The organism is Zarconia sp. (genome assembly GCF_057467645.1).
Window position 1 is genome coordinate 1 of the sequence record NZ_JBRJXU010000144.1, and the last position, 26,889, is coordinate 26,889.

The window sequence follows — 26,889 nt, forward strand, 5'->3', positions numbered from 1 at the left end:
GTACGCACGTCGGATTGTGTACAGAACGGCGTTGTACAAACTGTTGGCCGCTTCGCACTCAAACTCAATCAAAGCGCGAGTTGCGTCGTCAACGCTCAATCTCACTTGCTGCGTGTGGTAATTCACGATTTCGACCTCTATCTCGTGGTTTGGTGCGGGTTAAGCTGCTCGCATCTGTTAATTCTAATTGAAGTTCAGGCGCACAGAGCGGGTTAGGAGTAAGTATTAGCCCGTTGTTGAAGTGTTGAGTCGAGCCTGGATAAGGACGAGTGCATTCCCTATTCCCCCAATCGTTAACAAACGGCTAAAATTGTAGTATACTTAGAAGTACGCGGGGCCTTAATGGTTTCGACGTATTGGTGAAAGCTCCACCGCGATACAGGTCGAGAGTGAGTCTCCTCTCGTAAATCCAAGGCTCAAACAAAAAGTAAATGCGAATAAAGTCGTAAAATTCCAGCGTCAAGCAGCCTTCGCTGCCTAAAAATTACTATCTAAGTAAGACGCTACTTACAGTTTGACTCCGTTAAGGACTGCAAGTTTAACCCCAACGGATGCACCAATGATTTGCCTCTGGTCAATGAGTTGGTAAAGACTCTACCAGAGCATCCCACCATCGGGGATAAGTGATGGTTCCCGCCTTGAGGATAAGATAGGCTAAGCCTGTGAACGACCGGTAAGTCAATACCCAGTGCGGACACGGGTTCAATTCCCGTAGGCTCCATTTAAACGCTTAATTCAAAATCGTTTCACAACCCACGCTCTGGCAAGCGATCGAGAACGAATTTCGACGAACCAGAGCGTTTTGATTGGGTCTTCGAGTCACCAGCTCTTCGGAAGCGAAGGGGGCTTCGGGGGCTAAAGTTTCTCCGAATTCCGAATTCCGAATTCTCCCTTCCCCATTCCCCACTGACATCAATTAGGATTTTTGCTTCTGCAACATGGGCGTTACGTATTTCTCGATGATTCGCAAAAGGGTTTTGCGATCGAGCGGTTTGCTGGCAAAGCCAGATGCACCGGTGATTTTCGCCCGAAAGCGATCGACAACGCCATCGTTCCCGGTCACGACGATCGCTGGTATATCTTTAAACTGAGAAATGCGTCGAATCTGCGCGCAAACCTCGTAACCACTGGCAATCGGCATTACCAAATCGAGAAGAATCAAATCCGGTTTGCGATCGAGCAGCATGGGAATTGCCTGCACGGAATCCTGAATAGCGATAAATCGATAACCGGCATCGGTGACGATCGCCCCGATGTCATCGCAAGTCGTTGGACTATCGTCAATACAGGCAATCAGGGGTGGAACGGCTCCAGATGCACGATCGGATGGTGAGTGGGAAGCAACGCAGTCGGGTATGATGGGTGCGACCAAATCTGGAATGGGTTTGAGTTCGATCGCCCCCCGCTCGATGGCTCGAAAAACCGAGCTAGCGATCGCTGTCACTGGACGCTTTAGTTCCAGAGCAATATCCCACAAAGAATGATGTCCGCTCAGAAACTGACTCATGGCCAGATTGGTATTACCGCCGATGGGTTGGCGCAACAGGGGAGACCAATTCGGACAAAACGGCGGAAGCTGTAGGCTCTGTTTTTGAGCCAGTAGAGACTTCACCCGAGCGATTACTTTTTCCACATCGAGCATTAAACCCGAGATCGGTTCGGGGGCAGTCAGATCCCGCCATTGATGGCTCACATCCTGGCAACATTGCAGGGCGAATAACACTTCCCGAACGCAAAAGCCGATGATTTTTTGAGCTTGAACCCGCGCGAGCTGACCTTCAGATAAGCCTCGTGCGAGCAGGCGGTATTCCCAGGGTTCTCGGGCAAGAGATTGGGGTAATTTCGCTTCGTAGAAGTCGGGAGCGTGCTGTTTGAGAGCGCGATACCAGCGTCGAGCGCGATCGCTTCCTCCAGCCACGCACAGTAACTGACCTTCCCAAACGTAAAATTGCCAGGTTTCTCGACGATGGCTCACTTGTAGAACCCCTGTGGCTCGATCGCGCTTTAACTTTTTCAGGGTTGCCTCGACTCCTGCAACACCTTGCTCGGAGTGGGTTTTTTTGCGACGTTCCCGCTTGCATTCGGTAGAGGGTTTGGTGGAACGATTTGCGACCCGTTCCGATGGCAAATCCGCAACTTTAACAAATTCGAGGGTTCCTTGGCACTGGAATGGGAAAAGCAGTTGCACGACTTCAGACTCATCTTTCTTCGATTTCGCTGCGATGTCTCGGAGGGTTTGTTTGGTGTTGGTTAAAGCCAGCAGAGTTTTATAGTTGGGGTTGGAAGGATCGATATGGGGCGGGCAAACCGGTACTAAATTGGGCGATATATTTCCCCAACCCCGATCGCACCAAGCTTTCCAAGCCTGACGAGTATCCTGGAGCGCTCGATCCACACTGATGCGGGTAATGGGCAGTTTAATCCCAGACTCCCAGAGAAAATTTGCAGAAGCAGCTTGCTGGCGGTATTCCAATGGAGTGAGAGTTTCTCGTTGCAGAATATCGAATAAAACTTCGGAGATCGTATTGTGAATGAGCGTATTAAGTTGCTCTTGGGTCACGAGTCTGCGTTTGAGCAGAACGTTCAACACGTGATAGTTTTGGCACTCAAATGCGTCAGAATCGCGAATGGTAATTAGAGCTAAATCGAGATCGGGGCAAGAGCGGGTAAACAGTCGCTTCCAGCGTCGTTTAGGGTGAGTTCCCCCGTCTGCCCAAATTAGGCGAGATAAACAGAAATAGAGCGTCCACCGTTCGGAATGGGAGCGAATTTCGAGTTGACCGGTAAATCGCGATTGACAAATAATTTCTAATTGCTCGTCAATAGAATGGTTGGTCGATGGATTTGGGACGGGTTGCATATTTACCCCCTGATAACGAGATAAAATTCCATGAAAAAACTCGATCGAGCAGTCAGTCGCCATTGCTAACGATGACGATCGACTCACAAAAACTTGGCGTTCGATTATAGCAATTACAATTTACCCGAGTATTTCAATATACCGGTCGCGAATCGCTAAATTTTCGAACAATATAGAAAATTCTATATCTTGCTTTTTGTGATGATATAGGGTCTTGTTTTGATTAAAATTTTTGAGACCTCTCAAAATATACTTGAGGTATATCTTGACGCAGAACCTGTACGCAGCTCTATGAATGATGCTAGTTATAAAGATCGAGTAAAAATATAGTTTGGCAACTTATTGCCCGATTTCCAACTCGAAAAAATGGATAAATTAACCCAAGATACGAACGAACTGAATATTTATGAAGTTGAGAATAATGAGACTTCAGAAGCTTTATAGCAATCAAAAAGTGATTCAATTCACATGATAACATCTAGTTTTTTTTATGTCTAGATCGACCAATCAGTCGGTGTTCGTAACTCGGTCATGTGTCATTGATTTGAGAATCGTGGATTCAGGCTATGGAGGTAATGGAGTGACCGTTTAGAGGAAATGATTTAGGTCTGACAAAGAAATCACGAGCTTTTTTGATTCGCAATAAGATATTTTCGCTAAATTCTGACTTGAATTTAAATTTAAAAAATCAGTGGAGATACTGAATATTTATACTTTTAATACAAAATAAATTTAATTCGATCGCTATACCAAAAATCGAGATCGCTGATGAGAAAATTCCGATGGCAACGGATTGGAGAGACTTACACCGATCGCCGTTGTGAGAACTCATTCAGAAATGAGAATTGATGAGGTGGGGGAAAATGCGGATACGAACGATCGCGGATTCGAGCGATGGGTCTCGAACTCGAGTTTATAGCGCTTCGTCATCAGTTGATTTACACGATTGAAGAAATAGGTTGTTTCCATTCCCCATTCCCCATGCCCCATGACTGAAAATGTATAACGATACCGGCGCGAACTGCTATAAATGATTCTCACCCGAAATTCTAAGTGGTGCGAGTTCGGGTTCAGCTCGCTTTTGAGAAGCATTCCACGAAAGAATAAGGAGTTCAGGTTGTCTCGAACTGACGTTAGTCGACCGGGTGAGTTGTGCTGCGTACTTCCCACCCGGTCGATAAAGATAAAGGTTTGACATTCATGTACTCACGATCGAATATCGACTTTAATGGGCCAACTGTACCCGTCCCCGCAGTACGGCTCGCAACAGGCGATTGGCACTGAGTCGATCTTCTTCCGGTAGAGATTCATCGAGGGTTGCCGCCATGAGTCCGTAGCGATCGCCGAGGGTTAAGTATCCGGTATCTGCGACGGAAGCGAGGATTTCTGAAATAGCGCCGGGAATGAGTTGAATTTGAGGAGACATCGTGGAAAGCTGAACTCTATACTCTTAGTATCGGGTGTTTCCACTGAAGATACCGTGATGTAACATCCGACGCAGATGCGATCGTCAGGGTTTTTGCGGGTGATGGGAGAGCGGGGTGAGATGCGATCGCGATCGCATCAAATCTATATTTGAGAGATCGCGAAGTTTGGTTGAATTCTCAAAGCTTCAACGTGAATGTTCAAATGTTCAATGAGATTGCGATCGCCTATGTAGAAGTGGGGCAAGTTGAGAAAGCCTTAGCTGTTGCTCGCTCGATTGCCAATGAAAGTCAAACAGCGACGATACGAGCATCGATCGCCATTACGTTAGCTGAAGCGGGAGAGATTCAAGCCGCTTTGCAAGTGAGCACTCTCCTGGATGAGGATGACCGGCAAAAAGCTAAGGTATTTAGGTCGATCGCTGTTGCCTTCGCTAAAATTGGCAACATCCAACCAGCTCTACAGACTGCACGAGCGATCGCCGATGACAAGGCAAAAGATTCGGTTTTGGGTTCGATCGCCTATATCTTAAATCAACGGGGAGATCTCAAACAAGCCTTGCAAATCATTCGTGCCGTCACCCATACTGAGGAGCGTGGTTCGGCATTAGGCTCGATCTCTGTCGCTTTAGCCGAAGTCGGAGATTTCCAACAGGCTTTAGAAGTGGCTCGAGCCATTATCTGCGATCGGCAAAAAGCCAGGGTATTAGGGACAATATCTGAGACATTAGTCGAAATCGGAGATCTTCAACAAGCCTTGCAAGTCACAGAGACGATCGCTGATGACTGGGAAAAAGCCAGAGGGTTGGAGTCCATATCTGAGGCTTTAGCTGAAGTCGGAAATCTTCAACAAGCCTTACAAGTCGTCAATACCATTACTCACGACAAAGCGAAGGCTCGGGCTTTGGGATCGATTGCGATGGCTTTAACTGAAGCCGGAGAACTCGATCGAGCTTTACAAATCGTTCGTACCATCACCGATGATGAGGCAAAAGCCTCCGCGTTGTGGCATGTCTCCGAAATTTTAGCCGAAGCTGGAGACTTCGAGCGAGCTTTACAAATTGCTCGTACCATCGCAGATGACGAGGCAAAAGCGTGGGCATTACAGGACATTGCGATTGTCTTAACTCAAGCTGGACACCTTCAACAGGCTTTGCAGGTGACACAGACGATCGCCAATGAATGGGAACAAGTCAGTGCGTTGCGCTCAATTGTTTATGCCCTGGCAAGAACCGGAGACTTTCAACAAGCTTTGCAGGTGATGGAGACGATCGCCGATGAGACCTCCAAAGCTGGGGCATTAGAGAATATTGCGATCGCCTACGCAAAGGTAGGAAACTTCCCCCAAGCCTTACAACTCACCCAAACCATTCCCGATGATGAGATGAAAGCCTCGGCATTAGAGAATATTGCCCTTTCCTTCCACAAAGCCGGAGAAAGCGATCGCGCTGTAGAACTGCTCGATCGTGCCTTAGCACTGGTGAATGTTGAATCTTAGGCAGGGGAAAGATGGGGAGCGTAAATTTTGAATTTGTAACTTTTAATGCGCGAATTCTCTCCCCGATACCCCGCACTCTATCGATCTACAAATACTTGCGCAACAACAACTCCAACTTCTCCTTCGTCGCAGCCGGAACCTTATCGAGGGGGGTTAAAATTGCCGATCGCAAAGCGCGGTGAGCTTTCGATTCCGGGGCATTCTCGCTGATGCGGCGCACGGTTTCGCGAATCACCTGCTGGGCGTTGGTGGCATTTCGCCTTAAATTATCGATCACCAAATCCACGGTGACGCTTTCGTGTCCTGGATGCCAGCAGTCGTAATCCGTTGCTAAGGCAAGGGTTGCGTAGGCGATTTCCGCCTCTCGGGCGAGTTTGGCTTCGGGTAAATTGGTCATGCCGATGGTGGTTGCCCCCCAACTGCGATAGAGGTGGGATTCGGCTTTGGTGGAAAATGCCGGCCCTTCCATGCACAGGTAAGTTCCCGTACGGTGGACGGTGACATCTGCCAGGTTCAAACTCTCGGCCGCATCGGCGAGAACCTGTGCCAACGCCGGACAAACGGGATTCTCGAAGGTGATGTGGGCGACGATGCCATCGCCAAAAAAGGTAGAAACGCGATTTTTGGTGCGATCGATAAATTGATCGGGAACCACCATATCCAGGGGTTTGACTTCTTCTTGCAAGGAACCCACGGCAGAGGCAGAAATAATGTATTCGACGCCTACGCTTTTCAGGGCGTAGATATTGGCACGAAAGGGCAACTCCGAAGGCAGAAGATGGTGGTAACGACCGTGGCGGGAGAGAAAAGCAACCGGCGTTCCGGCTAAGGTTCCCATAATCAGGGCATCGGAGGGCGATCCGAAGGGGGTTTCGATTTGGACTTCCTTAATATCTTGCAGGTCGTCCATTTTGTAGAGTCCGCTGCCTCCGATAATGCCGATTTTTGCCTGAGCCATGTGTTTCCCTACGGTATTGGTTATTGGTGCAGGGCTATTTTACCTGAAAAGAAAGTGAGCCAAGAATCCCCTCACTTTTCTTTTCCGCAGGGGTGTGTCAATGAGAATTTCGATCGAACCTCAACCTATAGCGCAACGTCCGCAGTTTCTTTACACTAATCGAAGAAATAGGTTTTTTCCATTCCCCATTACCATGAGTGCTACCCCGATCGAAGCCACAGTAAAAAAAGCCACGGTAAAATACCTGCAAACGCCGACATCGGAGGCTTGGATCGAACAGGCGATCGCCAATCTCGACACGATTTTACTCGATCACTCTCATTGCGAGCGCAAAGCGGCTGGAGTCGCCCTCAATCTAATGTGCCGCTATCCCTCGAATACGGAATTAGTCTACCAACTCACGGAGATCGCCCGCGAGGAACTCGAACATTTCCAACTCGTCAACCAAATTCTCGAACGTCGCGGCATTCCCCTCGCCCCCCTTCCAGCCCCCCCTTACGGTGCCGGTTTGAAAGCCCAAGTGCGCCGCCAAGAACCGGAACGCCTGCTGGATTCGTTGTTGGTTTCGGGTCTGATCGAAGCGCGATCGCACGAACGGCTGGGGTTACTCGCCGCTCATCTGGCAGATCGGGAACTGGCGGCATTTTACCGCAGCTTGATGGCGTCGGAAGCTCGCCATTACGGGACGTATTGGGTATTGGCGACGACCTATTTCGATCGCGATGCCGTGACGCAACGGTTGGAGGAGTTGGCGGCGGTGGAAAGCGAGTTGCTGGCAACGTTGTATCCGCAACCGAGAATTCATAGTTAATAGACCTGGAGGTGGAAAAGGGTTAAGGGTTAAGGGTTAAGGGGGAAAGGGGGAAAAAATTCATGACCCAGGCATAGATATTGATGGCAATTTTTGCCCTTGAAACCATCAATTCTTCCCCCAGATCCGAAGTTCCCCGTTCCCTCTTTTCCCCATTCCCTATCACTGAAAATGTGTAATGGTAAGCTAATGCGCAGTTAAGTTGGTATAAAAGTAACTTATTCCAAAGCTCTCAAATCCTCTCCCCCTCTCCCCATCTCCCTCTCCCCCCGTCTCCCCCTCGAGCCACATATACAATTTAAATGCGTGACAGCTTAGGAATCCCCCAGAATCGATCTGGGGGAATGTCGTGGCTATATCTCCTCAGAAACACCAAAATACAGTGCCGCATACTGAATAATCTCATCAGCATGGGGCAACAACTCTGGCATGTATGTCGCTAGGGTATTGCGGACGGCCTCAGAGAATTCGGCATAGCTACCGGTTTTGTTCTTGACAAAGGGTTCGAGTTGTTTGATCAACTCGTAGTTGCTGTCGATATTCTCTGCCTTCATCGCACTCTCTAGGGATTCTTCTGTCGAATCGATAAAGTCGGGTAAAATTCGGCTGACAAAGGTGACTCGGTGCATCAGTCGCCAACAACCGGGCTTTTTCTCCGCTTGATTGGCTTGACGCATGGCGATCGCATTGGGATGGCTACTCTGTTGTAACCAAATGGGGTCTACAATCTTACTGAACAGATCTTCAAAGTTTTCCGTAGAAGAGTCCAAATAAAAGGTCATAAAACGGTAAGCATCGACTCGACCCGTAACTAATTTTGGCTGTCCGTTTTCATAGATTGGATCGCCAGTCTCTGGATCGCAATATTGCATATCCCCGGAAGGATCGATACTCACATCAATACTGAAGGATTTACTCGCCTCTTTACTCTTGGTTTTGGTGATATTGAGACTGCCGCCCATGCTACTATCGAGTCCAAATCCGCCAGCAACAGCCGCGATACTGAAATCCATGGAGAGTCCCGAAGAAAATTGGTTACCATAAGAATAGGAACCGGTAACCGAGTCTTGCATCACATCGATGGTATCGGTTGTTTCGGCGTAAAATCCGCCATCAGCGGTCCAGACATAGGTATTGGCTAGATTGCGTTTGGCAAATTTGCGGGCGATACTTTGGTCTTTGGTCAAGGCATCATAACGACTGCCGAAGGTCGCTTGCCCAGCTAAGGCTTGATTTACACCCGGTATATTCTCAGTACCAGCTTTTAAGACATTATAGTTATCCTTCATCATTTTGTTGACGGGATTGTTGGCAGAAAGGGGCGAGGCATCGAAGTTATCGTAGTAGTTTTGCAACTCCTGCATTTCTTGGTCAATGCGTTTTTTGAGAGCATACGCTTCTTTGGGTTTGAAGTAGCTATATTCTCCGTAGGTGGCTGCTTCGGGATAATTGGGATCGGTACAGACACTGCCGTTTTCGTTGTAGCCAATCTTGCCATCGAGAGTTCCCTGCATCGTATAGCGGGGATTGAGGGGGAAAGGAATGATATTCCAATCCTTGGGAATATCCGGGTTGGGTTGAAACTGGAAGGAGACCAGGGCATTGTTATGGGCCAAGCGCAGGGCAAAAATATCGGCGGTTTCTGATTGCACTAAGGCAAGACCACTATTACCGGATATCCAGCGCCGACCCAAGGTGGGATTGTACATATTGGTGGGAGCTTCCCAATTTCCCCCCAAAGCGGCACTCATTTCCTTGGTAACATTGCGACCGGTGGACATGCTTTGTTCCTGAGACCAAGCGCCGGAGGCTTCAAAATGGCTGGCGGTATTCGTCGCGATCGACGTCTCAATTGGCTGAGAAATGCCAAACCCTAAAGGGGCTATCAGTATCTCCGTCTCAAAATCGAATCCCACAAAACCGGACATGCCAAAGGAACTGTTAAAGCCGTTTTCTTTGGAGGTGGAGTAGTTGTACATCACCTCATCGGCTTGGGTGAAGGTAACGTTAGAACCACCGTCATAAGTGATAGCAGTGCCAAAGGTCATGTTTTCACTGGGGACTGGCGGTGTGCCTTCGATATAGCCAATCACTTGGGGGTTAAACTGTGCCTGACCCATCCATTCGGTGATTAAGTTCCCAACTTTGTAACCGGTGAATAAATGCCATTGACCGTCTTTAATGTAGGTGTAGCAGCGCTTCATCACCCCAGTTAGATTGCCTTCGGAGTCGTATTGGGTATCGCCATATTCCTGGACTGCCGGACGACTATCAATGGTGTCGTGGAATTGGGTGCTGACTCCGGCTAGGGCGGAGCGGACTAAGGCAATATCATTACTGATGGGGGCCGTTGAGACCATCGAATCAGGCTTGCTCTCGCCAGTGCCCACCTGGAGGTGATTGCCCAGGAGAGAATGGTCTTTGAGTTCGGTTTCGTCGTCCAAATCGAAGGTATAGTAAGCAATTAGGTCTTGTTTTTCCCCTTTGAGTCGGGTAAATAGATTATCCTGGATTTGCTCTTGAGTCCGACAGATTTTCCAAATCCGAATCTCTTCGAGGATACCGGAAAATGGCTCTCGTAACAGGCTGCCGTTTTTGTAACCGGCGAGGGTAAATTGGTCATTGCCCCAAGCTAAAGGGCTGGTCGTGGTGGTCTTGACGGGTTAGCCGTTGAGGTAAAGACTCAATTGAGACCCATTCACATCTGGGTTTTTCACCCATTGCACTGCACCGACAATATTGCCGTGGTTAATCCCCTTGGTGTCGTGGGCAATATTGCCCTGATTTTCTTCCAAACGCCACCAGGCCATGAGTCCGCTTTCTTGACCGTTCATCTCGCTATAGAGTAGATCGGGTTCTAAGGCTTTATTCCAAATACGGACTTCGCTGAGAATGCCGGAAAAATAGATTCGGTCTCCACTCAAAGACAGGCGACCAATTTCTAATTCTTGCTCGCTGCTACCGGCTTGACCCTCAAACCGATAATTTCCCGCCTGATTTCCATCAATGTAGAATTGAATATCATCCCATTGTTCAAAGTCAACTGAAGTCACTGCATCAAATGTATATGACTCACCGTTGACTTCAATGGTTTGTTCCTCTTTGTTTTGCCGGGTTGTTTGACCGCGTTTGCGCGTCAGGGCTATTTTGTGGAAACTGTTACGATCGAGAGCTGTTTTGGATTTGTACTGGTGATACTCGTGATTCTTGTCTTCAAAGGCAAACACCAGCTTAGAATCCGTATCAATGTAGAGGGCATAGGGAACATCTCGATCCGTACCGTCTTCTAGGTGTCCTTTACCGATCAGTCCCTGTTTTTGGTTGGTGTTATCCAACTCAAGGAAGATTTCAATCGTTAAATCTTGGTTGATGTTCAGGGAGGTTTCTGTACCGCATTTAAGATAGCCCCCGTTGAACTCTAGGCCGTAGGATTGGTTGAAAACGGCGGCCAGATGCTGCCATTTTTTCCAGGGCAAGTCTTTTTCGCTGACAACGAACCGATCTCCCACAGCCGCAACCACGAAGTAACGATCGCTTTCCTGTCGCGGCTTGAGTGCCAAACTATATTGGGAGTCAGGCGAATGGTGATGAATTAAACGGGTTGTACCGTCTAGGCTTAGACAATTAACCCAAGCTTCCAAGGTGAGGTCATCAGTGGCATCGAGTTTGGCAAGCTGACTATTCTCTCCCAGGGCAATATAATCATCTTGACCATCGAAACCATAAGCCTTCCCCGGTGAGTCGGCGACCCAGGCACAAGCTTGACCGATCCCATGACGAGTTGCTGTGCCATTGGACACATGACCTTTAGCCGTACCCAGATCGACCCGAAATAGCAGGGAACCTTTTTGCAGATTATAGGTGGTTGGATTCCCACTGGCCAGGGTTTCATAGTCGTAGGACAGTCGGTCAACTGAGGTTTGAGCGGTTAACTCGAGGCGGGCACTTTCAATGGGAATCACTGTGGCATTGCGTTCTACAGGGGCGCTGACTGTGACTTTCGTCCCACCCACTGACAGCCGGTCGCCAGTTTTGAGAGCTTGTTTGACTTTGCTTTCTAAAGTCAGGCTGGTAGTCGTGCCAGATACGTCAGCGGCCAGAGCACCAATGAACACCTGCTGATTCGCAGTACCATTCAACACCGAGGCAAACTCTGCGACATTGCGAGGAACTTGAGTCCAGGTTTCCGTTATCCCCACCGTTGTGTTCTCAATGACAACCGTACAGTTCTCAGCATTGCTTCCATCACTGACAGCGATCGCAGAAGTCTCCATTTCCGGTTCAGCCGAAGCCGCGATCGAATTCAGGGTTCCAGTTGCGGCATCCAGGGTATATTGGGCTTTGGCAACATTTGTATCGTAGTAAGCGGAGAAAAACTCTCCCGCTGTTCCTCGGAAGTAGAGAGACAGTTGACCGAGAACACTATCAAACAGTTGGGGCGTATCATTGGTCTTGGCAAACCCCAATAAACCACCTGCAACAGTTAAACCACAGGGGTCTGTATGTAGCAAGTGCATGGGCAAAGTCACATTCTCCAAACGCTGTTCGATAGCTTCGAGTTCTGTTTGCTTGTCGGCTAATTCTTGTTGTTTTAAGGCAGTCGAGTCCTTAATCCGATAGAGATAGGCACCACCTCTGACCCTTTGCCCTCTATTATCTGAGTTATGAATTCCGACAATGGCATAGTCTCCACTGATGGCGACTGAATGACCAAAGACATCATCCTCCTGCTTATCTGTGGCTTGGAGTTTAGCTGTTTGCAGCCACTTGCCGTTTTCCTTTTCAAAGATATAGGCTGCTCCAGCATCGTTTCCTCCAGTATCTTCCCCAGAAGCTCCGACAATGGCACAGTCTCCACTGATGGCGACTATACCAAAACCATCGCCCGCCTGCTTGTCTGTGGCTTGGAGTTTGGCTGTTTGCAGCCACTGGCCGTTTTGGTTACGTTCAAAGATATAGGCAGCACCGGCATCGGTTCCCCCTGTATCTTCGCCAGCAGCTCCGACAATGGCACAGTCTCCACTGATGGCGACTATACCAAAACCATCGCCCGCCTGCTTGTCTGTGGCTTGGAGTTTAGCTGTTTGCAGCCACTGGCCGTTTTCCTTTTCAAAGATATAGGCTGCTCCGGCATCGTTTCCCTCAGTATTTTCGCCAATAGCTCCGACAATGGCATAGTCTCCACTGATGGCGACTGAAGCACCAAAAAAAGCCCCGTTCTCCTGGTCACTTGCTTGGAGTTTGTCTGTTTCCTGCCACTGGCCGTTGACCTTTTCAAAGATATAAGCTGCACCAGCCCATCCTACTTCCCCAGTATCTTCCCCATAAGCTCCGACAATGGCATAGTCTCCACTGATGGCGACTGACCAACCAAACATACTAATCAGCTCCATGTTACTGTGTTGGAGTTTGGCTGTTTGTTCCCACTGGCCGTTTTGGTTACGTTCAAAGATATTGACAGCATTGGCCCCGCCAGTTCCGACAATGGCATAGTCTCCACTGATGGCCACTAGCCGACTAAATTCACCATCCTCCTGCTCGTCACTGGCTTGGAGTTTGTCTGTTTGCTGCCACTGGCCGTTGACCTGTTCAAAGATATAAGCTGCACCAGCTGTCTGGTCTATAGTATAAGTATATGGATTGCAAGATCCGACAATAGCATAGTCCCCACTGATGGCGACTGAAGCACCAAAACCATTGTTCTCCAGCATGTCATCGACTTCGAGTTTGGTGATTGGTCCGAAATCGAACAGACCTCGATTGAGCCCATCTTCTAGGGCTAATATTTCCTCTTGCAATTGGGCGAGTCTTTCTAAATCCCGATTGGAATCTGCTGCTAACGCTGTCCCCAAATCAATATTATCTGGCACTTGTGCCAGCTTCCCGAACCGGGAAAGACCAAAATCTAAAACCCCGACAGAATTCTCTGTCTCTGTGCCACCGGTGACCGCCGCCAGCATCACCCGCGCACTGGTCTTCATGGGCTTTTGCTGTTGGTCGTAGCCCCCCTGAGACTGTTCTTGCTGATAGTACAACAAAGAGGCAATGCCCGACTCAATGGTCCGCCCCTCAAACTTAAAGCTGGTACGGCGCATCCCGGGATGGTCTCCCACTGGGGCATCAGAATTAACCCATGTCGGAGTCCCCTGAATCGTACCGTGATAGGCATTTTCCGTTTGGTCGTAAACCATATCACCCGAACCTTCATCAAAACGCCAGTATCCCACTAACCCCAATTCATTCCCAATCAGGCGGTGGTTCATGTCTGCTTTGATTTCATCCCCAGCCCGGGCCCGGTTCCAGATGCGAACTTCGTCGATTTGACCTTTGAAGTTGACTCCTTGAGATGTTTTGCCGGCAATTGTGAGATTGACGGTGTTGCTAAACCCTTGAGCCAAGTTACTGTCGGTTTTGCTGCCATCGAGCTTTCCATCCAGATAAAGAGAAGCTGTTGTTGCTTCGAGAACCAAAGCAATGTGATGCCACTGACCGTCAGTCAGATCCGAGTCACCTGCAAAACCTGCATTTGCGGCTCCGACATCGAGGTTGACCCCTAAGCAACCTGTGGATTCATCGATATAAATTTCATAGCCTTTGTTCGTGCTCGATGACTCTCGTTTGGCGATAATTCGGGGGTTGCCTGCTTTTTCCGTTGTTTTCAGCCAAGCCGACAGGGTAAAGTTTTGACCGGCTGGCATTTCTAATCTGGAGTTATTATCAATCTCTACATCATCCTGCCCATCAAATGCCAAAGCTGATTCGGCATAGTCAGATTGGCTGACAATGGGAATCAAGGCTTCATCGGTAAAGGGACATTTCCCCGGTTCTCGCTCTAATACCGACGACTGATACTGAGGATCGGGACTGGTGTAAAGCTGAGTGCCTTTGGTATTAAATAATCCATCCGCCCCCCGCTCGATATTAAACGAATCAATTAATTCAGTGCGGCTGTTATGGGCAAAAATTTGCCAGCGCTGTACCGCAGCAATCTGAGTTGGCAATAACAACGCCGAAAAGCGTCCCTGCTGTAAGTGGCCAACAAACGCCAATTCTTGCGTCGGTTCAAAAAAGGGATTGCCGTTGAGATCTTTGGCCCCCAGACTATCTTTACTGCCCAAGGGGCGGGTTTTATGGCGACTGCGTTGGTAACGCACTTCCATTGTGGGACTCAGTTGAGTTCCGGCCAGGACAAAACGGTCTACAAGCAAGGTATCCTTAACAATGGGAACTTTGTCGCCTTCAATGTCGAGGACATAATCGTCCCTGTCGCTATCTCCCGAAGCACCGCCACTTTCGGTTTTGAAGACCATATCTTCATTGGCTTCAGCAATAGACTGACGGAAAATATATACATACTTCTCATCAGACAGGGCTTGAAAAGGAGCATCAGCGGTCAAGCGGGCGGTAGTGGAAAGGAAGGGGTCAATTTCTTCAGTGCGTAGGGTTCCTAATTCTGCTTCCTGGCGACTGCCTTTCTTGACAATGGGCATCAGTGTTGAACCGGCGATCGCATATCCCACCTGGGAAATCTCGTTGGGAAATCCTAATTCCTGGGGATTTTCTAACCAATAGTTCACATCTAGCGGACTATCTTGCTCCCCATCATCCAAGTTCAGCACAGTGTAGTAAATGCGTCGCGATCCATCCATCGCAAAAGCCACAACCACCCCATTGTGGCGAATCATGGTGGTGTGCTGATAGGTCTTATCCGTGTAGGTTTTGAGAAAGTTTTCCGAAATCGTCGTGTTATTTGTCGTCATTGTGATTGGCACCCTCAAATTAGATAAATTACAACAATTGAGTCCAGCTAGTGCGGCTACGCAGAATTAAAAATGCGTCATAACTTGGTACTTTATAGCCCAGCGCAAAGGACTTAGAACAATCGATTTAGGGACGCTAGAACTGTAGGGGTCAACGGCCGTTGACCCCTACCGAATTCTCAAGACTTATAGCGGTTTTCAAAAACATTGACCCGGCAAATAATTAGTCAGGAAAATGTGAAAATTTTTCGGGGTAGTGTTCCCGTGCATACCCCACCTACGAAACTGGGGTCTACCTTAATGAAAACCGCTATCACCTAAATCTCGATCGTCCTAATTGCGATGCGCTCGGCTATATTTCTGCCGCGCTGCACTAACGCCGTCATCCTATCAAAAACGCAAGAGGTGTTATATTAAAAGATCATGAAATTGATGATAAAACTTATCCGATTTGAGTCTAAACCCCAGTGAAGATTAACTACGGCGAATTTTTAATCCGAGATTGGGAACCGGGCGATCGCGATGCTGCGGCGAGGGCGATCGCGTCGGTACTGGCGGAATACGGTTTGGGTTGGGAACCCGAGGGGGCCGATCGCGATGTGGTGGAAGTCGAAGCGTTTTATCTCGAGGCGGGGGGAGAGTTTTGGGCGATCGAACGTCGGGGAGAACTGGTGGGAACGAGTGCCTACTATCCCGTCTCGCGGGGAGAAAAGGCGGTGGAGATTCGTAAAATGTATCTTTTACCCAGTGCCAGAGGGCAAGGGTTGGGCCGTTTTTTACTCCAACAACTCGAAACGGCGATCGCCGCGAGAGGATTTCGCACGATTTGGATCGAAACCGCAAGCGTCCTCAAAGAGGCCGTTCAACTCTACGAACAACGGGGTTATCAACCGGCGACAGGGGTAGAAACGTTGCGTTGCGATCGGATTTACGTGAAGTATCTCTAATTAAGTAATAAGTAATAACGCCATGTGCAACTTATCGATCCAAAACCTAACAACACGAGGGGAACGGGGAACGGGGAACGGGGAACGGGGGATAAGTCTGCTCGCTTGCCATATGGCTTTGACTAAAGTTGCAGATGGCGTTAATAAGTGATAAGTGATAAGTGATAAGTAATAAGTGATAAGTAATAAGTAATAAGTAATAAGTCATAGAATTCTGGTGAAAAAGGGTTAAGGGTGACGGGGGAAAGGGATAAAAAATGGATTCATTCGGGTTCTAAATTGATTTTATTTTGGATTTCTGGAGATATGGAATAAGTTCGATCGATTATAGCGCTTCGTCATTAGTTTATTTACACGATCGAAGAAATAGGTTTTTCCCATTCTCTATGCCCTATTCCCCATTCCCTATTCCCCATTCCCCATTCCCTATTCCCCATTTCCCATTCCCTATTCCCTATTCCCCATTCCCCGTTCCCCACCTTCACCAGAAACGGTTTTATCCAAAACGGACGTTAACCAAAAATAAAGCCTAGTGTCTGACACTAGGCTCGTTGGAAATGTGATTGCTAAATTCCAAAAACTACTTCATTGGGTGGAAAAGTAGATCGGGGAAAAAACGATTGAATTCAATTAAAATTCCAGCGGTGATAAACATCCAAACGCTAGCGAGGACTGGAGCACTCGATAAATACCTACGCATGAAAAATTCTCCCAAAATGAACAACAAAAAAACAGAATTAACGAGGAGAAACCGTGATTTCTTCTTCGCTGGCGAACATTTCACCCGAGGTCATTTCTTTGAATGCTGCCAAAGGCCATGCAAAGCCCGTTAAAGACTTTTGAACGGCGAGGGGAACGTCGATCACGATCTCTTTGTCTTCAGGAGATTTTTCGCTCTTAATGGCTTGTAGGTAGCTGCGACCGACCCAGCCAATCCAGCCGGTAATGTACAAGAAGAGAATACCGGGAATAATAAATTCACCCGCGTGACTCCAACGACCGTCTACGATGAGATGGGGCAAGCCATCATCGCCGCACAACAACTCATTACCGTAGACTTCAAAACGGCGTTTTGCTTGTTCGGTTGTTGCGGCCTGCGCGCGGGCAATAAATGCGGGGGACTCGTTACAAGGGGTCAGACCGGCCACATCCGCCGAGGCGGTGGGAGCAAAACTAAACCATAGAATTCCGGCAAGAACAAATGCCAATATTTTGCGCATAAAAGTGTTTCCTCTTTTAACGAAACTTAACAAATAAGTTTGTGGAGGTGAGTTGACAAACTAAAGGATACATTGACGCATCCTATCATAATTACTACGCTCTCCCTTAGTCACTTCTATCTTAAAACGGACACCGAATGAGCATAACGTTAGCAATTGAAACAAGCTGTGATGAGACCGCCGTGGCTATTGTTAAAAAACGCAAAGTTTTAAGTAGTATTGTAACTTCACAAATTGCCATCCATCGTCAGTATGGAGGGGTGGTTCCCGAGGTTGCTTCGCGCCAACATTTAGAGAGTATAAATGTGGCGATCGCTCAAGCCCTCGAAGCCGCCCAACTCGATTGGTCGCAAATTAATGGCGTGGCGGCAACCTGCGCCCCCGGATTGGTGGGTGCGTTGCTGGTGGGTCTCACCGCAGCCAAAACCCTGGCGATCGTCCATCAAAAGCCTTTTTTGGGGGTTCATCACTTAGAAGGTCATATTTACGCCGCTTATCTGGCCGATCGAGAACTCCAACCGCCCTTTTTATGCTTGTTAGTCTCGGGGGGTCATACCAGCCTGATTTACGTCAAAGATTGCGGGATTTACGAAACCCTCGGACAAACCCGCGACGATGCGGCTGGGGAAGCCTTCGATAAGGTGGCGCGCTTGCTGGGTTTGGGTTATCCCGGCGGCCCGGAAATCGATCGAGTTGCCAAAACCGGCGATCCGAAAGCGTTCACCCTTCCCGAAGGCAGAATCAAACAACCCGGTGGTGGCTTCCATCCCTACGACTCCAGCTTCAGCGGACTCAAAACCGCCGTCATGCGCTTGGTGGAAGAACTCAAACGATCTGAAGATCCCCTGCCGGTGGCGGATTTAGCCGCCAGTTTTCAAGAAACCGTCGCCCGATCGCTGGTGAAACGAACGATCGCCTGTGCCCTAGACTACGGCTTAGATACGATTGCCGTGGGTGGAGGGGTGGCCGCCAACTCTCGCCTGCGCCACCTCTTGCAACAATCGGCCACTCAACACAATCTACGGGTTCTTCTGCCGCCGATGAAATTTTGCACTGATAACGCAGCCACCATTGGCTGTGCGGCATCGGAACATTTGAGTCGGGGACATCTTTCATCGTTAAATCTGGGAGTGCGATCGCGCATGACACTCGCAGATGTGATGAAACTTTACGAACGAGAGCAATTGCAATCGATTTGAGTGATAAATTTTCCCTCGAATGCGCCCTGTGACACTCATTAACTGGCGTTTTAGCTGTACCCTCGTTATCAATTCGCTTGTTTTGCGATGAATAAACCCATCATTATATATCTATGAACATCCGAGATGCGACCCTCGACGATCTCAGGGCGATCGTCGAAATCTATAACGCGGCAATTCCCGGACGGATGGCCACCGCCGATACCGAACCCATTGCCTATGAAAGTCGTCTCTCGTGGTACCGAAAGCATTGCACGAGCGATCTTCCCCTGTGGGTCCTGGAAATGGACGGGGAAATCGGGGGATGGTTGAGTTTAGAGGAATTTTACGGTCGTCCGGCCTACCAAGCCACAGCGGAAGTCAGTATTTATATTGCCCCCACCTACCAAAAACAGGGATGGGGCAAAATGCTGCTCGGAGAAGCGATCGCCCAAGGGAGTCGTTTTGGCTTAAATACCTTAGTCGGTTTTATTTTTGCCCACAACGAACCGAGTTTGCGCTTGTTCGAGCAATTTGGATTTCGAGAGTGGGGATATTTGCCTCGGGTGGCCGAACTCGATGGGGTGGCACGGGATTTAACGATTTTGGGACGGCGAATCGATACGGATTGAAATACGAGAACTGGATGTTCAATGCTTGACTCTCGTCGCTTCAAAGGGGAAATCGAGGAAGAGAGTGGCAAAATGAGAAGAAGTGGCGATGCGAGCGCGATCGACGATCGAGCCACAGATGACTCTGTCAAAATAGTTTTAATGAATAGAAAAGCCATTTGCATCCCATGGGTGCGGTGGCGAACACGACCCTAGCGATGGAGATCGGAGACTTTCTTCTCAAACTCCTCAATTCAAAAGTTACAGAGTCGTTGGGGGTTGAGCGTGAAGTTGAGGTGACAAAGGGTGTGCGATCGAAATCGACGATCTCGACTGGATGGAATCTGCTGGTTCTTGTTGGGGAATGTTAGATTCGAGGATGTTAGATTCGAGGATGTCAGTATGCTATCGAACCGGAAAAGACAACACTCTCAAATTGACGGATTTCTTCTGCAAACCTGCCGTAAATTTCGATGCATCTGTCGAGTACACCTCTAAATCCGAAGCCGACGATCTCGATCTGTCACCTCGAACTCACCTGCATCTGCACCTGACCGGACTCTTCAATCTCGAACTCTACGATTAAGTCCATCGTCCACAGAATACGAATTATCATCTGCGAATTGCCATCTGCGAATTGCCATCTACGAATTGCCATCAGAGTGGGAGTCGGTCGATTCTTCTCCTTTCATGGGGTTCGTGAGGTCAGGTTCAACCGGACTCCAACGCACTGAATACATCACTTGACTCTCTGAAATGACTGTTACCTAGCGAATACGTCTGAGTTTGAGTGGAATTGGACGCACCTGACGATTTCAGATCGCCGACAAAACTGACGAGCCATGTTCTGCAAAGTGCATCCAAGGGTCGCGCTCCGCGTCCAGTCGGACTTGTCTCCCCAGTCGAGATGAAGGACAAACACCCAGCATTGAAGCTCTTCCCCACCCATCAAGTTTCCGGATTGCTTGAGAACGAAGCCCCCAAAATTTATGATTTCCCTCACTCATCAAGTTGCCAAAATTGCTCGAAAACTGCCATTGCGTTTGGTGCTGGTCGTTCCATTTACCGTCTTGGTGTTTGCAGCGGTGGGAATTACCGGGTTATTCTCCGTTCGTAACGGACAAAAAGCAATTGGCAAGCTGGCAACTCAGTTGAGTAACGAAATCACCGATCGCATCGAAGAAACCCTCGCCACCTATTTAGACGCACCCCACAAAATCGATCGACTCAACGTAGAAGCCATCCGTCTGGGTTTGTTGGATGTTGAAGATAAAGAAGCATTAGGACAACAATTTTGGCATCAGCTTCAAGCCTTTCCACGGGTCGATCGCATTTATTTTGGAGACGAACGGGGGGGATTTGTTTTAGCCGGCCGGGAAGGCGAAGGTGAATTTCAGATTCGGATCGCCTTGGGGTCTGGAGACGAGCGCTTTCTCATCTACGCAGCCGACGATTTAGGCCGACCGGCAGGACGCATTGAGGAACTTGCCGGCTTCGATCCGCGAGAACGACCGTGGTACGAGAGTGCCCGAGATGCGAGGCAGGCGACTTGGAGCCAAATTTACCCGATTTTTACCGATGGAACTCTGGCGATTTCGGCGAGCGAACCGGTTTACGATCCCAGTGGCAAGTTGTTGGGGGTCGTGGCTGCCGAATTGGATTTACCCCAAATCGATCGCTTTTTAGAAGAGTTAGATATTGCCAAATCCGGACTGGTCTTTATCGTCGAAGCTTCGGGAAATCTGGTGGCGGCCTCCGATCCCAACAGCCAATTGGTGGTTAAAGACAACGGAACCGGTCAAACCGAACGCATTCGGGCAATTGAGAGCGAAGTACCCCTCATTCGCGCCAGTAGCGACTATTTACAGGAAAATTTGACGACCCTAACGGCGATCGAGAATTCTACCCTCTCTCAGTTTCAGTGGGACGGCGATCGTTACTTTTTAACGGTGACCCCCATTTCTGACAATCGCGGTATCGACTGGTCGGTGGTCGTCGTGATTCCCGAGGCGGAGTTGATGGGTGATATTCACCAAAATACTCGGGTGGCGATCGCGATCTGCCTTGTCGCCTTCGTCGTGGCCGGGGTGTTGGATTTACTGGCCTCGCGTTGGATTGTCGGACCGATTCAGCGTTTGAGTTTTGCCAGCCAAGCGATCGCCCGCAGCGCCGGTTCTAAGGGCTTTCGCAAAGAACTCAACCGTCAAATTCACGAGTGGGGAATTCACGAATTAGTGCTGCTGGCTCGATCGTTCAATCAAATGGCCGCTCAGTTGCGAGAGTCTTTTAGCGCTTGGGAAAAAACCAACGAAGAGTTAGAAGCGCGAGTCCGAGAACGTACAGCTTCGTTAGAAAACGCTCAAGCGGAACTGCGTGCTTTATTTACGGCAATACCTGAATATATTTTCATCAAAGATGCCGACGGACGCTATCTCAAAGTAGCTTCTACCGATCCGAAGATGTTATACAAAGCCGACAAACTCGTGGGAAAAACAGAATACGATGAGTTTCCGCCAGCGCAAGCAGAAGAGTTCGTTCGTTGTATTCGCAAAGCCCTGGACACGGAGCAAACGGTTACCGTCGAATATCTACTCCCTTCCAAGGGAAAAGAGGTTTGGTTTAGTGCCAGTATTTCCCCCATTTTGGAAGGTCCGACAGCGAATTCCGTTCCAAAAGTGATTTGGGTGGCTCGGGATATTACCGATCGCAAACGAGTCGAAGAAAAACTCCGAGAACAAAAATATTATTTGCGTTTAATTTTAGATAATATTCCCCAACAGGTATTTTGGAAAGATGCAGATTTAGTTTTTAAAGGATGCAATACCCATTGGGCTAAATCCGCACATCTTGAAAGCCCAGAAGCCGTGGTGGGAAAAACCGACTACGATATGCTGCCACCCAAAGCTGCAGAAGAATTTAGAAACCAAGATCGTAAAATCATCGAAACGAAAGTTCCTTTGCTACACATCCAGGCGATTAAACAAAAACCCGGAGAAAACGGCGACAAGATTTGGCTCGACATTAATAAAATTCCCATCTACGACGAGCAGGGCAATTCTTTAGGAATTGTTGGTGTTCTCGATGATATTACTTCCCGCAAAGAAGCCGAAATTGCCCTCTTGGAAGCACAAGGAAAATCCGAGCGTCTCTTACTCAATATTTTACCGCAACCCATTGCCGAAAAACTCAAAAATACGCAAGCTAATTATCAATACCATCCTCAACATTCCGAACTCCAAAATATCGATCGTGAAGAATATTCAGAAGCGGCAATTGCCGAACAGTTCGATCGAGCCACGATTTTATTTGCGGATATCGTGAACTTTACCCCCCTCTCCGCTAAAATGCCCGCCCGAGAACTTGTCAACCTACTCAATCAAATTTTTTCCGAGTTCGATCTCCTTGCCGAAAAATATAAAGTAGAAAAGATTAAAACCATTGGTGATGCCTACATGGTTGCCGGTGGATTACCCGTTCCCCGAGAAGACAGCGTCCGCGCTATTGCCGAGATGGCACTCGAGATGCAGAAAGTGATTCAGGAAAAAGAATGGGGTCTCGAACCCCCTTTAAATATTCGCATTGGCATTAATTCCGGACCGGTGGTTGCCGGCGTAATCGGTCTAAAAAAATTTAGCTACGACTTATGGGGAGACACGGTTAATGTTGCCGCACGCATGGAATCTTCGGGAGAACCGGGGAAAATACAAGTCACTCAGACAACCTATCAATGCTTGAAATCTAACTACGATCTAGAAGAACGTGGAAAAACATTTGTTAAAGGAAAAGGGGAGATGAAGACCTATTGGTTGCTCGGGATAAAATCGATCGACTGAATTAATTTGTAAATACGAACTGTCGAAATTGAGTATTTTTTTTATTTTTTTAACGTGAGTTCGGGTTAAGCCACAGGCGGTCATGCTCACTCTGGGTGAGATTTGAGAATCACCCGACACGAACTCGGCGAACATGTCACAACTGAGTTCACCACAGGTGGTGAATATCCTCTTCGGGTGAGTGGGGCATTCATTTCCCATTCCCCATTCCCTCTCCGAAGGGGAGCGGGCGGAGAGAGTCATGAGGCCTCAGACTCTCCTAACCCGGCTGAGGACTGCTTAAATAGAATGTGGGTGTACCTCACAAGGTGCGAGAATTGCGATATCAGATGGCAACTGTAGAAATACGTACTATCCCTCGTCTTTTTCAATCGATTAGTCTTTACACTACTTAGATTATACGGATTGTATAGAGACTCTTTAATTAAATTTCCGTATTTATTACATTGTGTTTTCTGGTATTGTGCGTCTAACATAACCGTATCAATTGGTTGTTGATTTCAATTTTTTCTGTTTTTGTTAAGTTTTAGTCTTGCACTGAAAGCTTTGATAAAAACATAAGCATAACGTCTATCATGCCAATCGTTTTCAATGAAATGCGAGTATTCTTTTGGGCTTATATTTTTCTATTCATGCCCTGAATATGTAATTCTCAATCGTTGAAAATTGATTCAAAATGCGACAAGCTAAATGATTGTTAATGTAAAAACGTCGATCTAAAAAAATTCAATCTAACTGAGACAGCAAAAAATATTGTTTCGAGCTTCTGGAATATAGATATTCGACAATATGAGATTGAATGAGATAGGTGACGATATAACTGACCAAACGGCATTAGAAGAAAATAATCTCAGTCAACACAAAGATTCAAAATAACACTCAACAATCGAATCCAGTAGATTGCAAAGTTAGGCAAGCTTAAACTATTAATTGGCAATCCTTATTCTCAAGCGTCGTTGAGTTTCTCGAGATACCCCGTAGAAATTTTACCCATCTGGATCGTATCAACACTCTACTGAATGTAGCAGTGCATCTTCGCTCGCTCGATCGGAGCTGAGATAGTATTCGCTGGCAACCGAAATAACGATTCAATCTGAATAACATTTAACCAACACAATGAGCCAAACCAATACCCAAAGCATCGAATCTCTATTTCTCCCAACGAGTTCTGTACTGCCGAATCTGGATATCCAACCCTTAGCTTCCCTCGGTCAAATTCGAGGAACCGTCTGGAATGACGAAAATGCCAATGGTACCCAAACCGCTGATGAAATCCGACTTCCTTATTGGACGGTATACCTAGACCAAAATCAAAACGGTTCGTTCGATAGCGGGGAAACTTCAACCACAACAGATGCTGAGGGAAACTATCGCTTTAGTAATCTCGCACCGGGAACCTACTATGTAGCCCAACGGGTTCCCGAGGGGTGGGAACAAACCTATCCCGCCAGCAGTAACCCCAACGATGCCGAGATTGTCGCTCAAATCCTTCCCAATCTCACCACCACTAACTCCGATGTCGAGATCGAAACTTATGGGGAAATTGCCATCGCCGAGGATGGAGAACTGACGACACTCACCCAACAGTCCGGTTCCCTCATCAACCTCGATGCGTTTCAAAACGATGCCCGATTCGCCGGGATTGACGGTAGCGGCTATACCACCGTTATTATCGACACTGGCATCGACCTCGACCATCCCTTCTTCGGTCCCGATCGCGACAACGATGGGGTCGCCGATCGCATTGTCTATCACTACGATTTTGCCGATAACGATGCCGATGCCAGCGATGTGAACGGACATGGTTCCAACGTATCGAGTATCGTTGCTTCCTCCGATGGCAACCGACCGGGGATGGCACCCGGTGCGGATATCATCCACCTCAAAGTCTTTAAAGACAGCGGTTCGGGTAACTTTGGCTATATCGAACAGGCCCTGCAATGGGTGGTTGACAACGCCGCCACTTACAACATCGCCAGCGTTAATATGTCCTTGGGCGATACGGGTAACTACAATAATGCCGGCAGCCGGTACGGTATCGGCGATGAAATTTCGGCTTTGGCGAATCTCGATATTGCTGTCGTCTCTGCTGCGGGGAACGATTTTTACCAATTTAACAGCGTCCAAGGGGTCAGCTATCCGGCAGCCGATCCCAATTCGATCGCCGTGGGAGCTGTATTTGATAGTAATGGCGGTCGTGTCAGCTACGGCGGTGGAGCCAAAGCCTTCTCTCGGGTTGCTGATGCCCTGACCCCCTTCTCCCAGCGTCACGAAACCCTCACCCCCATTTTTGCCCCTGGAGCGCCGATTACCGGTGCTAATCGCAACGGAGGAACCTCTACCCAGCACGGAACCAGCCAGGCGGCACCCCATATTGCCGGGATTTCGGTACTGGCGCAGCAACTCGCGGAGCAAGAACTCGGTCGTCGCCTCAGCGTTACCGAACTGACAAATCTCTTCAACGAAACGGGCGTCAATATCAACGATGGCGATGACGAAGATGATAATGTCACCAATACCGGGGAAGATTTCAAGCGAGTCGATGTTTTAGCCCTTGGGGAAGCGATCCTGAACATGGCGGCTCCCGAACCCCCGGATGGAGCCTATGGGGTCACCATCGGCGGCAGCGAAATTGTGAACGATATCGACTTCGGCAATCGATCGCTCAATTCCAATCCCACCGACAATCCCGACTATCTTGCCGGCAATACCCAAAACGACAACATTCGTGGGGGTAACGGTGACGACACTCTAGTTGGTGGAGATGGTGCAGATACGCTGCGAGGTCAAAACAATGATGATATTGTAAATGGCGGAGCGGATAACGATCGCCTATACGGTAACGCTGGAAACGATTTTGTGGATGGCGGAGCGGATAACGATCGCCTATACGGTAGCGATGGCGATGATACGGTTCTTGGTGGCAGTGGCAACGATCTGCTCAATGGTGGCTCCCATAACGACGACTTATACGGTGAGGACGGAGAAGATACTCTACAAGGCTCGAAAGGAAACGATTACCTTGATGGCGGTGCTGACAACGATCTTTTAGTGGGGCATAACGATAACGACACCTTATTGGGTGGCATCGGTCACGACACGCTCCAAGGCGGCAGTGGCAATGACGAACTCGATGGGGAGTTGGGAGACGATCGCGTTCTCGGTCAAACTGGAAACGATATTCTCGCCGGTAACGACGGAAAAGATACAGTTCTTGGCGGTAGTGGTGACGACATTGTATTCGGTGGTAACGACAACGACAGTCTCAATGGTGGTAGTGGCAGCGATATGTTAATTGGAGTCGATCCCGATGCGAGCGAGCCGGGAGTCGGTGAACTCGATACCCTCGTTGGCGGGAACGATACCAATGTAGATATCTTTGTCTTGGGCGATGCGATCGGAGTTTACTACGATGACGGCGTTGCCGGTACGGGTACGGGAGATTACGCTTTGATTCGCCAATTTGACCCCAACGACGGCGATACCATCGAACTGCATGGCAGTGCCGATGATTATGAGTTAGGTGCATCTCCTTCCGGGCTTCCCAGCGGGAAAGCGATCTTTACTAGCGATGGGGAATTGATTGGTCTCGTTCAAGGAGGGGGGAATTTGAGTCTCGATAGCAGCGCATTTACCTTCGTGTAAGGTCGAGTTCGGACAATTGCTTATAGCACTACGCATTTAGGTTAGGACACGACTATCTCTGTATTCCCCTCGGGGTGTTGAGCAATTTTCCTGAATGTCCTAACGGACTTGCGTAACGCTATATCATCGATCGCGTTCCCGACG

15 protein-coding genes and 1 other RNA gene are annotated in these 26,889 nt (G+C 48.5%); 9 read left to right on the forward strand and 7 right to left on the reverse strand.

The features are described from left to right. The first annotated feature begins 333 nt into the window (after positions 1 to 333). Positions 334 to 724: a transfer-messenger RNA gene (gene ssrA, locus AC2215_RS21810) on the forward strand. A gap of 192 nt (positions 725 to 916) precedes the next feature. On the opposite strand, the gene AC2215_RS21815 is transcribed toward ssrA, so the two are convergent. After that, positions 917 to 2,860 carry a DUF4388 domain-containing protein gene (locus tag AC2215_RS21815; protein WP_486812122.1) on the reverse strand — a complete coding sequence of 648 codons (1,944 nt, stop codon included), beginning with the start codon at positions 2,858 to 2,860 and terminating at the stop codon, positions 917 to 919. 1,225 nt (positions 2,861 to 4,085) lie between these two features. Further along, positions 4,086 to 4,286 carry a hypothetical protein gene (locus AC2215_RS21820; RefSeq protein WP_486812123.1) on the reverse strand — a complete coding sequence of 67 codons (201 nt, stop codon included), beginning with the start codon at positions 4,284 to 4,286 and terminating at the stop codon, positions 4,086 to 4,088. 203 nt (positions 4,287 to 4,489) lie between these two features. On the opposite strand from AC2215_RS21820, the gene AC2215_RS21825 reads away from it, so the two are divergent. Further along, positions 4,490 to 5,782, forward strand: coding sequence for a tetratricopeptide repeat protein (locus tag AC2215_RS21825; RefSeq protein ID WP_486812124.1), 1,293 nt, complete (start codon positions 4,490 to 4,492; stop codon positions 5,780 to 5,782). An 85-nt stretch (positions 5,783 to 5,867) separates the two neighbouring features. Here the strand turns inward: AC2215_RS21825 and AC2215_RS21830 are convergent, their stop codons facing one another. Beyond that, positions 5,868 to 6,740, reverse strand: a complete 873-nt coding sequence (locus tag AC2215_RS21830; protein ID WP_486812125.1) for an S-methyl-5'-thioadenosine phosphorylase — start codon at positions 6,738 to 6,740, stop codon at positions 5,868 to 5,870. 193 nt (positions 6,741 to 6,933) lie between these two features. Between AC2215_RS21830 and AC2215_RS21835 the strand changes: the two genes are divergently transcribed. Beyond that, a complete protein-coding gene (locus tag AC2215_RS21835; RefSeq protein ID WP_486812126.1) occupies positions 6,934 to 7,551 on the forward strand; it encodes a MiaE family protein in 618 nt (205 codons plus the stop codon). A gap of 353 nt (positions 7,552 to 7,904) precedes the next feature. On the opposite strand, the gene AC2215_RS21840 is transcribed toward AC2215_RS21835, so the two are convergent. Together AC2215_RS21840 and AC2215_RS21845 are read right to left on the reverse strand one after the other, a co-directional pair. Beyond that, positions 7,905 to 9,995 (reverse strand): hypothetical protein, encoded by a 2,091-nt coding sequence (locus tag AC2215_RS21840; protein WP_486812127.1) that lies wholly within the window; start codon positions 9,993 to 9,995, stop codon positions 7,905 to 7,907. Between the two features lie 219 nt (positions 9,996 to 10,214). Then, positions 10,215 to 15,311 (reverse strand): LamG-like jellyroll fold domain-containing protein, encoded by a 5,097-nt coding sequence (locus AC2215_RS21845; protein ID WP_486812128.1) that lies wholly within the window; start codon positions 15,309 to 15,311, stop codon positions 10,215 to 10,217. 467 nt (positions 15,312 to 15,778) lie between these two features. On the opposite strand from AC2215_RS21845, the gene AC2215_RS21850 reads away from it, so the two are divergent. Beyond that, positions 15,779 to 16,258 (forward strand): GNAT family N-acetyltransferase, encoded by a 480-nt coding sequence (locus AC2215_RS21850; protein ID WP_486812129.1) that lies wholly within the window; start codon positions 15,779 to 15,781, stop codon positions 16,256 to 16,258. A 580-nt stretch (positions 16,259 to 16,838) separates the two neighbouring features. Here the strand turns inward: AC2215_RS21850 and psaJ are convergent. Both psaJ and AC2215_RS21860 read right to left on the reverse strand, forming a co-directional pair. After that, complete coding sequence (gene psaJ / locus AC2215_RS21855) at positions 16,839 to 16,958, reverse strand: photosystem I reaction center subunit IX (RefSeq protein ID WP_486812130.1); 120 nt, start codon at positions 16,956 to 16,958, stop codon at positions 16,839 to 16,841. 37 nt (positions 16,959 to 16,995) lie between these two features. Then, positions 16,996 to 17,478 carry a Photosystem I reaction center subunit III gene (locus tag AC2215_RS21860; protein ID WP_486812131.1) on the reverse strand — a complete coding sequence of 161 codons (483 nt, stop codon included), beginning with the start codon at positions 17,476 to 17,478 and terminating at the stop codon, positions 16,996 to 16,998. Positions 17,479 to 17,615: 137 nt separating this feature from the next. On the opposite strand from AC2215_RS21860, the gene tsaD reads away from it, so the two are divergent. The 5 genes from tsaD to AC2215_RS21885 all read left to right on the forward strand — a co-directional run bounded on the left by tsaD (position 17,616) and on the right by AC2215_RS21885 (position 26,745). Next, on the forward strand, positions 17,616 to 18,677 hold the full coding sequence (tsaD, locus tag AC2215_RS21865; RefSeq protein WP_486812132.1) for a tRNA (adenosine(37)-N6)-threonylcarbamoyltransferase complex transferase subunit TsaD: 1,062 nt from the start codon (positions 17,616 to 17,618) through the stop codon (positions 18,675 to 18,677). A gap of 113 nt (positions 18,678 to 18,790) precedes the next feature. Beyond that, positions 18,791 to 19,288 carry a GNAT family N-acetyltransferase gene (locus tag AC2215_RS21870; protein ID WP_486812133.1) on the forward strand — a complete coding sequence of 166 codons (498 nt, stop codon included), beginning with the start codon at positions 18,791 to 18,793 and terminating at the stop codon, positions 19,286 to 19,288. A 373-nt stretch (positions 19,289 to 19,661) separates the two neighbouring features. Continuing rightward, positions 19,662 to 19,853 (forward strand): hypothetical protein, encoded by a 192-nt coding sequence (locus AC2215_RS21875; RefSeq protein WP_486812134.1) that lies wholly within the window; start codon positions 19,662 to 19,664, stop codon positions 19,851 to 19,853. A gap of 403 nt (positions 19,854 to 20,256) precedes the next feature. Then, on the forward strand, positions 20,257 to 23,100 hold the full coding sequence (locus AC2215_RS21880; protein WP_486812135.1) for an adenylate/guanylate cyclase domain-containing protein: 2,844 nt from the start codon (positions 20,257 to 20,259) through the stop codon (positions 23,098 to 23,100). 1,116 nt (positions 23,101 to 24,216) lie between these two features. Further along, entirely contained in the window at positions 24,217 to 26,745 is a 2,529-nt protein-coding gene (locus AC2215_RS21885) for a S8 family serine peptidase (RefSeq protein WP_486812136.1), read from the forward strand. The last annotated feature ends 144 nt before the right edge of the window (positions 26,746 to 26,889 follow it).

Excerpts from the sequence above, each read along its gene's own strand:
- AC2215_RS21815 (WP_486812122.1), bottom strand. The coding sequence starts at position 2,860 with ATGCAACCCGTCCCAAATCCATCGACCAACCATTCTATTGACGAGCAA.
- AC2215_RS21820 (WP_486812123.1), bottom strand. The coding sequence starts at position 4,286 with ATGTCTCCTCAAATTCAACTCATTCCCGGCGCTATTTCAGAAATCCTC.
- AC2215_RS21825 (WP_486812124.1), top strand. The coding sequence starts at position 4,490 with ATGTTCAATGAGATTGCGATCGCCTATGTAGAAGTGGGGCAAGTTGAG.
- AC2215_RS21830 (WP_486812125.1), bottom strand. The coding sequence starts at position 6,740 with ATGGCTCAGGCAAAAATCGGCATTATCGGAGGCAGCGGACTCTACAAA.
- AC2215_RS21835 (WP_486812126.1), top strand. The coding sequence starts at position 6,934 with ATGAGTGCTACCCCGATCGAAGCCACAGTAAAAAAAGCCACGGTAAAA.
- AC2215_RS21845 (WP_486812128.1), bottom strand. The coding sequence starts at position 15,311 with ATGACGACAAATAACACGACGATTTCGGAAAACTTTCTCAAAACCTAC.
- psaJ (WP_486812130.1), bottom strand. The coding sequence starts at position 16,958 with ATGCGTAGGTATTTATCGAGTGCTCCAGTCCTCGCTAGCGTTTGGATG.
- AC2215_RS21860 (WP_486812131.1), bottom strand. The coding sequence starts at position 17,478 with ATGCGCAAAATATTGGCATTTGTTCTTGCCGGAATTCTATGGTTTAGT.
- tsaD (WP_486812132.1), top strand. The coding sequence starts at position 17,616 with ATGAGCATAACGTTAGCAATTGAAACAAGCTGTGATGAGACCGCCGTG.
- AC2215_RS21870 (WP_486812133.1), top strand. The coding sequence starts at position 18,791 with ATGAACATCCGAGATGCGACCCTCGACGATCTCAGGGCGATCGTCGAA.
- AC2215_RS21875 (WP_486812134.1), top strand. The coding sequence starts at position 19,662 with ATGTCAGTATGCTATCGAACCGGAAAAGACAACACTCTCAAATTGACG.
- AC2215_RS21880 (WP_486812135.1), top strand. The coding sequence starts at position 20,257 with ATGATTTCCCTCACTCATCAAGTTGCCAAAATTGCTCGAAAACTGCCA.
- AC2215_RS21885 (WP_486812136.1), top strand. The coding sequence starts at position 24,217 with ATGAGCCAAACCAATACCCAAAGCATCGAATCTCTATTTCTCCCAACG.